The sequence below is a fragment of the Mesorhizobium sp. M0998 genome, from assembly GCF_040318885.1.
Classification (GTDB): Bacteria; Pseudomonadota; Alphaproteobacteria; order Rhizobiales; family Rhizobiaceae; genus Mesorhizobium.
This window is the reverse complement of the sequence record NZ_JAMYND010000001.1, coordinates 216,361-228,410: the sequence shown is the minus strand read 5'-3', so window position 1 is coordinate 228,410 and position 12,050 is coordinate 216,361. Positions and strand designations below refer to the sequence as shown.

Genomic DNA, 12,050 nt, shown 5'->3' with positions numbered 1-12,050 from the left:
CCGCACCCGTCTGTACATTCGTTCGAGGAGAAATGGAGCGGCGTCAACGCGCTCCTGAACAACAGGGAGGAGAGACGATGAGGAATTTTCGAAACATTGGCATTCTCGCCGGGCTGGCGCTTAGCGTCTCGGCCTCGGCGCTGAACGCGTATGCATCCGAGCCGACCGTGCCGCCGGTGCCCGCGCAATTTCCCGCCGAGGGAAAGATCAAATACGTCGCGCGCGACTCCATCCTGGAGTTCAAGGCACTTCCGGAATACCACGAACCCGATTGGGTCACCGACAAATACGTCAAGGCAGGCAAGCTGCCGCCGGTCAAGGACCGGCTGCCGAAGGAGCCGCTGGTCTTCAAGACCGGCAATATGCCGGACGGCGTCGGTGTCTACGGTGATACGATGCGTCATGTCATCGGCGGCCGGCCGGAGGGCTGGAACTACGGCGCCGGCCAGACGCAGGGCTGGGGCGGCATCGACATCGGCCTTTCCGAATGCCTGACGCGCACCGCGCCGCTGTTCCAGGTCGAGGCCAAGGACACGGAGCCGCTGCCGAACCTCGCCAAGAGCTGGGACTGGTCGAAGGACGGCCACACGCTGACGATGCATCTGGTCGAAGGCGCCAAATGGTCGGACGGCGTTCCGTTCAACGCCGACGATGTGATGTTCTACTGGGACGACGAGGTGATCGACCCCAATGTGTCGCCGCTGAACGGCGCGACGCAGGAGACCTTCGGCGTCGGCACGACGTTGAAGAAAATCGACGACTACACCGTCGAGTGGACGTTCAAGGACGCCTTTCCGAAACAATACCTTTACGCCATGGCTTACGGCACCTTTTGTCCGGGCCCGTCGCATATCCTCAAGCCGCAGCATCCGAAATATTCGAAGAACACCTACGAGCAGTTCAAGAACGCGTTCCCGCCGGAATATATGAACATGCCGGTGATGGGTGCCTGGGTGCCGGTGGCATACCGCCCCGACGACATCATCGTCATGCGTCGCAATCCGTACTATTGGAAGGTCGACGAGAAGGGCAACCAGCTGCCGTATCTCAATGAACTGCACTACAAATTGTCGACCTGGGCCGACCGCGACGTTCAGGCGGTATCGGGGGCGGGCGACTTCTCCAATCTGGAGCAGCCAGAGAACTTCGTCGCCTCGCTGAAGCGCGCGGCGCAAAAAGACGCACCGGCACGGCTTGCGTTCGGCGCGCGGCTGATCGGCTATAATCTGCGCATGAATTTCTCAGCCAATGGCTGGGGCAACCCCGACGAGCGCGGACAGGCGATACGCGAGCTGAACCGCAACGAGGACTTCCGCAAAGGCGTCACCATGGCGCTCAACCGCAAGGCGCTCGGCGACTCGCTGGTCAAGGGTCCGTTCACTGCCATCTATCCGGGCGGCTTATCCTCGGGCACGAGCTTCTACGACCGGAAGTCGACGGTCTACTACCCCTTCGATCTCGAAGGCGCTAAGGCGGAACTCGCCAAGGCAGGCCTGAAGGACACGGATGGCGACGGCTTCGTCAATTTTCCTGCAGGTACCGCCGGCGGCAAGAATGTCGAGATCGTGATGCTCGTCAACAACGACTACACCACCGACAAGAGCCTTGCCGAAGGTGTCGTCGCCCAGATGGAAAAGCTAGGGCTGCGGATCGTGCTGAACGGACTCAACGGCACCCAGCGCGATGCCTCGCAATACTCCGGCCGCTTCGACTGGCTGGTACGGCGCAACGATCAGGAGCTGACTTCCGTCGTCCAGAATACCGATCAGCTGGCCCCGGTCGGTCCACGAACCAGCTGGGACCATCGTGCGCCGGAAAACGGCGAGGTCGATATGATGCCTTTCGAGAAGGACCTCGTCGACATCGTCAACAAGTTTGTCTCGTCCGCGGACAATGACGAGCGCGCCAGCCTGATGAGAAAGTTCCAGAAGATCTCGACCGAGCACGTCTACAATGTCGGCCTGACGGAATATCCCGGCGCGCTGATCATCAACAAACGCTTCTCCAACATCCCGCAGGGCACGCCGATCTTCATGTTCAACTGGGCCGAGGATTCGATCGTCCGCGAGCGGGTCTTTGTCGCTGCCGACAAGCAGGCCAAGTACGAGCTGTTCCCCGAAGAGCTTCCCGGCAAGCCCGGAGACAAGGGCCCGATGAACTAGGTTTACCTCCCCTGACTGAGAACTCCGGCCGCGCCAGTTGCCGCGGCCGGACAAAGCAAACCTCCGTACGCTCAAAGAGAGCGACCGGCCAGACAAGGAAGCGGACCGACCGATGTTGCGATTCCTGCTCACGCGCATAGCGTCGGCGATCCCGGTCCTCGCCATTCTGAGCCTGGTCACCTTCGCCATCATCCAGGCGCCGCCGGGCGACTATGCCGACTACATCCGCTCGCAGTTGATCAATCAGGGCGGGGCCTCATTCGCCGAGGCCGACGCGCAGGCCAAGGCCTATCGGATAGAACACGGTCTCGATAAGCCGCTGCCCGTCCAGTATTTCAACTGGATCGGCGGCATCATCACCCGCGGCGATTTCGGCTACAGCCTCTATTACAACAAGCCGGTGGCCGATGTGGTGGGCGAGCGGCTGCCGCGCACGCTGCTGCTGGCGCTGGTGTGCCATCTGCTGGCCTCGGTCCTCGGTATCACCTTCGGCATATGGGCGGCGACCAGGCAGTACAGCTGGATCGACAGTACGCTGTCAGCGATTTCCTTCCTCGGCATGACGGTGCCGCGCTTCCTGATGGCGCTGATCATCGTCTATCTGCTGGTCTTCCAGTTCAACGTTTCCGAGATCGGCAGCTTCTTTTCGCCGCAATTTGGCGGGGCGCCGTGGTCCTGGGCGAAGTTCGTCGATCTCGTCCGGCATGTCTGGCCGGTTGTCGCCATCGCCACCTTCGGCGGGCTCGCCTACAACATGCGGGTGATGCGCGGCAATCTGCTCGACACGCTGAACGCGCAATATGTCGAAACCGCTCGCGCCAAGGGCCTTAGCGGCGGTGCGGTCGTGATGCGCCATGCGGTGCCCAATGCGCTGCATCCGCTGGTCATGTATCAGGGCGTCGTGCTGCCCTATATGCTGACCGGCGAGATCGAGACCGCGATCATCTTTGCCCTGCCGACCGTCGGCCCGGCGATCGTTGGCTCGATGGCGGTCGGCGACGTCTATGTCACGGCGACATTCATGATGGTGCTGTCGGCGACGCTGATCGTCGGCAACATCATCGCCGACATGCTGCTCGTCATGCTCGATCCGCGTGTGCGCCAATATGCAGGGTCCTGAGATGCTTGCTTTCGAGCCCTCGCTGCCGCCACTTGCCGAGGAACCGGCCAAGATCAAGCCGCGCGGCAATGAGAGTTACGTCGCACTCGTCTGGCGCCGCCTGAAACGGTCCTGGACCGGCATGGCCGGGCTCATCCTGGTCGCGTTTCTGGTGCTGCTGGCGGTGTTTGCCGACTTCTTCGCACCGATGGATCCCAAGGTGACCGATGTCGGCTTCGCCCCGCCGCAGATGATGAGCTTCCATGACAAGGACGGCAACTTCGTCTTCCAGCCACGCGTCTATGCCCTGGCGGATTCGGAAGACCTCGACCCGGTCACCTTCCAACCCGTCGTCGGGCCGGACTACGACCATCCGCGGCTGCTCGGCTTCTTCGTCAAGGGAGCGGAGTACAGACTGCTCGGCCTGCTTCCCGCGAACCGGCACTTCTTCGGCTCGACCGACGGCCAGCCGGTGCACTTCCTTGGCACCGACAAATTCGGTCGCGATGTGCTGGCTCGTGCGATCTATGGTTCGCGCATCTCGTTGATGATCGCATTGACCGTGGTCTTCATCGTCACTGTGATCGGCACGACGGTCGGCATGGTGTCGGGCTATTTCGGCGGTACATTCGACGTCTGGGTCCAGCGCTTCGTCGAACTGGTGCTCGCGTTTCCGCAATTGCCGCTTTATCTGGCGCTGACCTCGCTGGTTCCGGTGACGGCGCCGACGAATGTCTTCCTGGCCTTCGTGATCGTTGTCATGTCGGCACTCGGCTGGGCGCAGATGTCGCGCGAAGTGCGCGGCAAGACCCTGGCACTGGCGCGGATTGATTACGTTCGTGCGGCGATGGCGGTCGGCGCCACAGATGGCCGCATCATCATGCAACACATTTTTCCAAACGTGATGAGCCACGTGATCGTTGCGGTCACGTTGGCAATCCCCAGCGTGGTTCTGCTCGAATCCTTCCTCGGTTTTCTCGGCTTCGCGGTGAAGCCGCCGCTGATCTCCTGGGGCCTGATGCTGCAAGACACCGCGACGTATTCGGTCATCGGCACCTATCCCTGGATCCTCTCACCGGTCGGCTTCGTGCTTGTCACCGTCTTCGCGTTCAACGCGCTTGGCGATGGACTGCGCGATGCGGTCGATCCTTATTGAGCATGAGATGATGCAACACGCGCTCGTCAAATCCTTCGCACCGCCTGTCCGGCTCGACCATGACGGCCGTTCGGAAAACCCGGTCATTGATGCCCGCAACATCGCCGTCGATTTCAAGGTCGAACACGGCATGATCGAAGCCGTCAAGGACATCTCCTTCCAGCTCTATCGCGGCGAGACGATCGCCATTGTCGGCGAGTCGGGATCGGGCAAGTCGGTGACGGCGCGCACCGTCATGGGACTGTTGTCGAAGCGCGCAGTCGTGTCGCCGAAATCGACTGTCGAATACAACGGGGCCAACATCCTGAAATTTTCCGAGCGTGCGCGGCGCAAACTGCGCGGCGACCGCATCTCGATGATCTTTCAGGAGCCGATGAGTTCGCTTAACCCGATCTACACGATCGGAAGCCAGATCGTCGAGGCGATACGGGTGCATCGCAAGATGAGCCGCAGGCAGGCCGAAGCAAGAGCGCTCGAGCTGCTGCAGCAGGTACAGATTCCTGAGCCCCAGGCGCGGCTGAAACAATACCCGCACCAGCTTTCCGGCGGCCAACGCCAGCGTGTGATGATCGCCATGGCGCTGGCCAACGATCCCGATGTGCTGATCGCCGATGAGCCGACGACGGCGCTCGACGTCACGGTTCAGGCGCAGATCCTCAATCTCATCCGAAACCTGCAGAAGAAACTGCGCATGGCGGTGATCCTGATCACGCATGACCTGACCGTGGTGCGGCAGTTCTCCGACTATGTCTACGTCATGCAGCATGGGGAGATGCGCGAGCACAATGTGACGGAGAAGCTGTTCGCCAATCCGCAGCATCCCTACACCTGTCACCTGCTTGCCTCCGAGCCGCGCGGCCAGGCAAATCCGTTGCCGGAAGGCGCCGACGTTATTCTTGAAGCTAGGAATGTGCGCGTCTCCTTCATGCTGCGGCATGGCACGTTCATGAGGCCTGACCTGCGCGAACTCGTTGCCGTCGACAGCCTCAGCCTGACCCTTCGACGGCACGAGACGCTGGGTCTCGTTGGCGAATCCGGATCGGGCAAGACCACCTTCGGCGAGGCGTTGCTCAGGCTCAACACCACCGACAGCGGCGAGATCTATTTCGATGGCCAGCCGATCCATGGCTGCTCGCGGGCGCAGATGCGGCCGTTGCGGTCGCGCATGCAGGTCGTCTTCCAGGATCCGTTCTCGTCGCTCAACCCGCGCATGACGATCGGCCAGATCATCGAGGAAGGGCTGGTCGTCAACCGCATGGGCGCCACCAGGAACGATCGGATCGAGCGGGTGCGCGAGGCGCTGATCAGCGCCGGCATGCCCGGCGATATCCTCTCGCGCTTCCCGCACGAGTTTTCCGGCGGCCAGCGCCAGCGTATTGCGATTGCCCGCGCCGTCGCGCTCGAACCGGAATTCATCGTACTCGACGAGCCAACATCGGCGCTGGATCTCTCGGTCCAGGCGCAGATCATCGAATTGCTGCGCAAGCTGCAGCGCGAACGGGGCCTGAGCTACATCTTCATCTCGCACGACCTCAAGGTCGTGCGGGCGCTGTGCCACCGCGTCATCGTCATGCAGCACGGCAAGATCGTCGAAGAGGGGCCGGTCGACGAAGTCCTGTCCCATCCCAAGACCGCTTACACCGAACGGCTGGTCAAAGCCGCTTTCGAGGTAGCCTAATTGCTTATGCCGGAGGTTGTTGTGGCAAGAAATCCCAAGGTCGCTTTCATCGGAGCTGGCTCGACGGTGTTCATGAGGAACATCGTCGGCGACATATTGCAGCGTCCGGCTTTATCCGGCTCGACGATCGCGCTGATGGACATCAATCCGCAACGGCTCGAGGAAAGCGCAATCGTCGTCGGCAAGCTGATCTCGACGCTTGGCGTAAAGGCCAAAGCAGAAACCTATTCGGACCAGCGCAAGGCGCTGGCGGGCGCCGATTTCGTCGTCGTCGCCTTCCAGATCGGCGGCTACGAGCCCTGCACGGTAACCGATTTCGAAGTTCCGAAGAAATACGGGCTGCGCCAGACCATCGCCGATACGCTCGGTGTTGGCGGCATCATGCGAGGCTTGAGAACCGTGCCGCATCTCTGGAAGATCTGCGAGGCCATGCTCGCGGTCTGCCCGCAGGCGATCATGCTGCAATATGTCAACCCGATGGCGATCAACACCTGGGCGATCGCGGAGAAATACCCCGACATCAAGCAGGTCGGCCTCTGCCATTCGGTGCAAGGTACGGCGATGGAACTGGCGCATGATCTCGATATTCCCTACGAGGAGATTCGCTACCGCTCGGCCGGCATCAATCACATGGCCTTCTACCTGAAGTTCGAGCATCGCCAGCCGGACGGCTCCTACCGTAATCTCTATCCGGATCTGCTGCGCGCCTACAGCGAAGGGCGGGCGCCGAAGCCGGGATGGAATCCGCGCTGCCCGAACAAGGTGCGCTACGAGATGCTGAAGCGCCTCGGTTACTTCGTCACCGAGAGCTCCGAACATTTCGCGGAATACACGCCCTATTTCATCAAGGACGGGCGCGAGGATCTGATCGAGAAATTCGGTATCCCGCTCGACGAATACCCGAAGCGCTGCATCGAGCAGATCGAACGCTGGAAGGGGCAAGCGGAAGCCTATCGCTCGGCTGACAAGATCGAAGTGGAGCAGTCGAAGGAATATGCGTCCTCGATCATGAACTCGGTCTGGACCGGCGAGCCGTCGGTGATCTACGGCAACGTCCGCAACAATGGCTGCATCACGTCATTGCCGTATAATTGCGCGGCCGAGGTGCCATGCCTCGTCGATGCCTCCGGCATTCAACCCACGTTCATTGGCGACCTGCCGGTGCAGCTCACCGCGCTGATCCGCACCAATATCAACGTCCAGGAGCTGACGGTCCAGGCGCTGATGACCGAGAACCGCGAGCACATCTATCACGCGGCGATGATGGACCCGCACACGGCGGCCGAGCTCGACCTCGACCAGATATGGTCGCTGGTCGATGATTTGCTGGTTGCGCATGGCGATTGGCTGCCGGCCTGGGCGCGTGGAGCGCGCAGCGTTCGAGCGGCCTAAGGCGCAGGGCTGTCTATTTCACTCGCCTATGCCGACCATAGGGCCGGCTTTGAAAGCGGAGCGGCGTTGCCGGCAGATGTTTCGAAATCAAAGAGCTTCTGCGTCACGAGTGCAGCCGCCCCTCTTGCCCAGGAATTGTCCTCCCAGTCCAGCAGCATTGGTGGTGCCGCGCGAAAGGTATTTTTCCCAAGCGTCAGCCGCATTGGGCCAAACAGCGCATCGCCAAACGACACGGCTTCACCACCGACGACAATGACCTCCGGGTCGGTGATGTTGACAAGATTGGCGAGATGCCGGCCGATGCCATGTCCCGCTTCCTCGAGAATGGCGACGGCTCGCGGTTCGCGGTCTGCCAAGGCTGCCATAAGGCTGACTTTGCTATCCGTTTCGTTGTGCCCCGTGGCTTCGCGCCAGGTGCGCAGGATCGCCGGCTCGGCGTAATAGGCCATCAAGCAGCCGCGCTTTCCGCACTCGCAAAGGCGGCCGTTCTCCTCATATGAGGTGTGGCCGAACTTGCCGGCGGCACCGTTCGCGCCGCGATAGAGTTTGCCGTCGAAGACGAGCGCGCAGCCGATTCCGACGCCGATCGCCAGCACAGCCATATTGCGGTGCTGGCGTCCCAGGCCGAAGAGTTGCTGGGCAATGGCATAGGCATTGGTGTCGTCCTCAAGCCACACGGGGACGTCTACCAGTTCGGCCAGCATCGGGCCAAGGGGAACGTTGTCCCAGTTGTAGCGATTGCTGCGGATACACACAGCCTTCTGGTTGTCTATGACGCCAGGCATTGAAATGCCGATCCCGGCAAGCTTGGCAGCGGGCCGATCGACAATGGAAATCAGCCCCGGTACCGCCTTGGCCAAGGTCGCTATGATGTGGTCGGGATCGCTGTCCGAGAGCTTGACGCGCAGAGAGCCCAGCGGATTGGTCGCAAGATCGGTGACCACGCATTCGACCGATCCGACCATCAGCTTGAAACCTATGGCAAGGCCGTTGGCATAGTTGATATCCACCGGGATAGGGCGGCGGCCAGCCGAGCCCACGACTGTCTTGCCTTCGATCAGCAGGCCATCCTCGATGAGGTCGGCCACGACGAAGGTGACCGCTGCCGGACTAAGGCCGGTAACTGACGCTATGTCGGCCCGGCTGCGCGCTCCTTCCTGCCGCAAGAGATTGAGGATCAGTCTGCGGTTCATCGCCCGAGTCGTGCTCGGGTCACCCTTGAGCTTCACGGATCCGCTTTCTTAATTTTGTAAATTAATTATTGCCTCTCGAGAAAACATATGCATAAGTTTGCCCGACTGTTCAACACCCGAACCGGGGGTCAGCGAAATTAATCCGGTTAGCAATGTCACCGCGCTCTGAAGGAGCGGGCAAGCATATTCCCTTGCCCGGGAGGTGAGCCGTGCCGTTGAGAAGAACAACCGCGCCGGCCGGTGTGCCAGTAGAGAATTGACAACACGGGAGGAGTAACAATGACGTTCAAATGGATCGAAAAGCCGTCGACGCGGCGCAATTTCCTGAAGGGAGCTGGGGGGATTTCCGCTGGAGCCCTCGCGGGCTTCCCGATGCCGGCACTCAGCCAGTCGAGCGAAGTCACCATCATTTCCGACGAAAACAATGCCGATGCCCTGCGGATCTTGCGGCGCATCGCGGCCGACTTCGAGAAGCAGTCCGGCACCAAGGTTGTGATCAACAATATGGATCACGAGGCCCACAAGACCGCGATCCGCAACTACCTTGTCGCCGGCGCGCCGGATGTCTGCTTCTGGTTCTCCGGAAACCGCATGCGCGCCTTCGTCACTCGCGGCCTGTTCGACGACATTTCGGATCTGTTCGAGAAGGAAAAGTACAAGGACGTGCTGGGTGCCACGACCGGTGCCGTCACTGTCGACGGCAAGCAGTATGGCCTGCCGACTGGCGGCACGATGTGGGGCATGTTCTATCGCAAGGACGTCTTTGCCGAGCACGGACTGACGGTGCCGGCGACCTGGGACGAATTCCTTGCTTACGGCCAGAAGTCCAAGGCTGCCGGCCTTATTCCCGTCAGCATCGGCACCAAGGAACTCTGGCCGGCGGCCGGATGGTTCGACCAGATGAACCTGCGGATCAACGGTCTCGACAAGCACTTTGCCTTGATGAATGGCAAGATGGCTTACACCGACCCGGCGCTGACGCCTGTTTTCGACCACTGGGAAGAGCTGATCAAGCAGGGTTTCTTCACACCGGATCAGACGTCGTTCGGCTGGCAGGAGGCCGGCGCCTTCCTCGCCCAGAAGAAGGCCGGCATGATGAACCTCGGTGCCTTCGTGAAAGCTACTTTCCCTGAGCAGGATCTCGAGCAGCTGACATTCGCCCCTTTCCCGAAGATTGACGGCGCCCTCGACCGCTACGAAGAATTCTCGGTCAATTCGGTCCACATCCCGGCCAACGCCAAGAACAAGGCGGGTGCCCGCGAGTTCCTCGCGTTCTTCTACCAGCCGGAAAATTTCGGCCCTTATCTGGAACCCGGCGGCAACGTTCCGCCGCGCAACGACCTTCCGGCCAGCAAGGACCCGCTGGTCAACGCGGCTGTGGAAAGCCTGAAGATGGTGGCCGGCACGTCGCAATATTACGACCGTGACACCGATCCCGACATGGCCCAGGCCGGCCTGGTCGGCTTCCAGGAATTCATGGCCAAGCCGGAGCGCCGGGACGCCATTCTTCAGCGTCTCGAGGGAACCCGTCGCCGGATCTTCAAGATCTAGCGCCTCCCAGCGGAGGGGAGCGGGGTTCATACTCTGCTCCCTGATGCTTTCCGTGAATGAGGTCTCCCAAAATGACGAAGCTTTGGCGCCGCCATCGCTGGTGGCTGACACCGACACTTCTGATCCTGCCAGCCGCTGTGCTGTTTTCCGTCGTCATTCTGGCATCTGCGGTCGAGAGCCTGTGGATCAGCCTGCACGAATGGGACGGCTTCAGCCCGATGGTCTGGATCGGCCTCGGCAACTACCGCGAACTGTTCGCCGACCCGCAGTTCTATGTTTCGCTGAAGAACAATCTGATCTGGTTGGTGATGTTCATGCTGGCGCCGCCGCTCGGCCTCGCCATCGCGCTGCTCGTCAACCAGAAAATCCGCGGCATGCGCCTGCTCAAATCGCTGTTCTTCATTCCGCTGGTGCTGGCTTCGGTTGCCGTCGGCGTTGTCTTCACCTGGGTCTATACGCCGGAATTCGGACTTCTCGCCCTGATCTTCCGCACCTTCGGCGCGACCGCCCCGGCAGTGCTGTCGGATGAAAACTTCGTCACCTTCGCCGTCGTGATCGCAGCGTTGTGGCCGCAGATCGCCTTCTGCATGGTGCTCTATCTCGCCGGCCTCAACAATCTCAGCGAGGACCTGATCGGCGCCGGGCGGGTCGACGGCGCCAGGGGCTGGAACATGCTGCGCCACATCGTGTTGCCGCAGCTGACGCAGGTCACCTTTATCGCCATCGCCGTCACTGTTGTCGGCGCACTGCGTTCCTTCGACATGGTCTCGGTGATGACCAGCGGCGGCCCCTTCGGTTCGTCCGAGGTGCTTGCCTATCAGATGTTCGAGCAGTCCATATTTTCCTACCGCTTCGGCTATGGCGCGGCCATTGCCTCGGTGCTGTTCGTGATCATGGCGGTCTTCATCGCCTGGTACCTGACGCGGATGATCCGCGCCGATGAAAGAGGCGGCTGATGTTTCCCCGCCCGATTCCCGAGACTGCTATTTGGCAGCGTGGCCTCTATGTCGTGCTGGTGGTCGGCATCCTGATTGTCTGGCTGGCGCCGCTCTTTGCCATCATCCTTACCTCGTTCCGCTCTACGCAGGATGTAATGGGCGGCAATCTGTGGGGCTGGCCGACCCAATTCGGCCTGGTCGACAACTACACGGCGGTCTTCACCCAGACGCCGATGGCCCGCTACTTCCTCAACAGCCTGACGATCACCATCCCCTCGGTGATGGGCGTTCTCATCTTGAGCACGCTCGCTGGGTTCGTGCTCGCCCGTTACCGGTTTCGCGGCAATATGCTCGTCTTCGCCCTGTTCGTCGGCGGAAACTTCCTGCCGCACCAGATCATGATGATCCCGGTGCGCGATCTCATGGTGCGGCTCAATCTCTACGACACGATGGCGGCCCTGATCATCTTCCACATCGCCTTCCAGACCGGGTTTGCGACACTGTTCATGCGCAACTTCATCGCCGCCTTGCCGGGAGAACTGTTTCAGGCCGCCAGGGCCGAGGGCGCGACGCCGTTTCAGACATTGGTACATGTCGTGGTCCCATTGGTGCGGCCGGCTCTCGCGGCGCTGGCCATCCTGCTCTTCACCTTTATCTGGAACGATTATTTTTGGGCGGTCGTGCTCACCATCAGCGATACCGTCAAACCGGTAACCGCCGGCCTCGCCAACCTGCGCGGCGAATGGGTTTCGGCCTGGAACCTGATCTCGGCTGGCACCATCGTCGTGGCTTTGCCGCCGGTTGCCATGTTCTTCCTAATGCAGAAGCACTTCATCACCGGCCTCACCATGGGAGCGGTCAAGGGATGAGCGACCATGACT

9 protein-coding genes are annotated in these 12,050 nt (G+C 61.0%); 8 read left to right on the top strand and 1 reads right to left on the bottom strand.

From position 1 onward, the window contains the following. Positions 1-77 precede the first annotated feature (77 nt). From NKH59_RS01210 to NKH59_RS01190, 5 genes are all read left to right on the top strand, one after another. On the top strand, positions 78-2,162 hold the full coding sequence (locus NKH59_RS01210; RefSeq protein WP_352541688.1) for an ABC transporter substrate-binding protein: 2,085 nt from the start codon (positions 78-80) through the stop codon (positions 2,160-2,162). Between the two features lie 112 nt (positions 2,163-2,274). Then, on the top strand, positions 2,275-3,282 hold the full coding sequence (locus tag NKH59_RS01205; RefSeq protein ID WP_352452370.1) for an ABC transporter permease: 1,008 nt from the start codon (positions 2,275-2,277) through the stop codon (positions 3,280-3,282). A 1-nt stretch (position 3,283) separates the two neighbouring features. After that, positions 3,284-4,417 (top strand): ABC transporter permease, encoded by a 1,134-nt coding sequence (locus tag NKH59_RS01200; RefSeq protein WP_353020633.1) that lies wholly within the window; start codon positions 3,284-3,286, stop codon positions 4,415-4,417. Between the two features lie 10 nt (positions 4,418-4,427). After that, positions 4,428-6,095 carry an ABC transporter ATP-binding protein gene (locus tag NKH59_RS01195; RefSeq protein WP_352817371.1) on the top strand — a complete coding sequence of 556 codons (1,668 nt, stop codon included), beginning with the start codon at positions 4,428-4,430 and terminating at the stop codon, positions 6,093-6,095. A gap of 21 nt (positions 6,096-6,116) precedes the next feature. Continuing rightward, positions 6,117-7,487: an alpha-glucosidase/alpha-galactosidase gene (locus tag NKH59_RS01190; protein WP_353020631.1), complete on the top strand. Its 1,371-nt coding sequence runs from the start codon at positions 6,117-6,119 to the stop codon at positions 7,485-7,487. Between the two features lie 26 nt (positions 7,488-7,513). On the opposite strand, the gene NKH59_RS01185 is transcribed toward NKH59_RS01190, so the two are convergent. Further along, a complete protein-coding gene (locus NKH59_RS01185) occupies positions 7,514-8,716 on the bottom strand; it encodes an ROK family transcriptional regulator (protein ID WP_353016497.1) in 1,203 nt (400 codons plus the stop codon). Positions 8,717-8,959: 243 nt separating this feature from the next. Here NKH59_RS01185 and NKH59_RS01180 point away from each other — a divergent pair, with 243 nt between their 5' ends. The 3 genes from NKH59_RS01180 to NKH59_RS01170 all read left to right on the top strand — a co-directional run bounded on the left by NKH59_RS01180 (position 8,960) and on the right by NKH59_RS01170 (position 12,038). Then, positions 8,960-10,231, top strand: a complete 1,272-nt coding sequence (locus tag NKH59_RS01180) for an ABC transporter substrate-binding protein (RefSeq protein ID WP_353020630.1) — start codon at positions 8,960-8,962, stop codon at positions 10,229-10,231. A 71-nt stretch (positions 10,232-10,302) separates the two neighbouring features. Further along, complete coding sequence (locus NKH59_RS01175; RefSeq protein WP_023677182.1) at positions 10,303-11,187, top strand: carbohydrate ABC transporter permease; 885 nt, start codon at positions 10,303-10,305, stop codon at positions 11,185-11,187. Next, a complete protein-coding gene (locus NKH59_RS01170; protein ID WP_352452362.1) occupies positions 11,187-12,038 on the top strand; it encodes a carbohydrate ABC transporter permease in 852 nt (283 codons plus the stop codon). The genes NKH59_RS01175 and NKH59_RS01170 overlap by 1 nt, the downstream gene beginning before the upstream one ends. Positions 12,039-12,050: the final 12 nt, after the last annotated feature.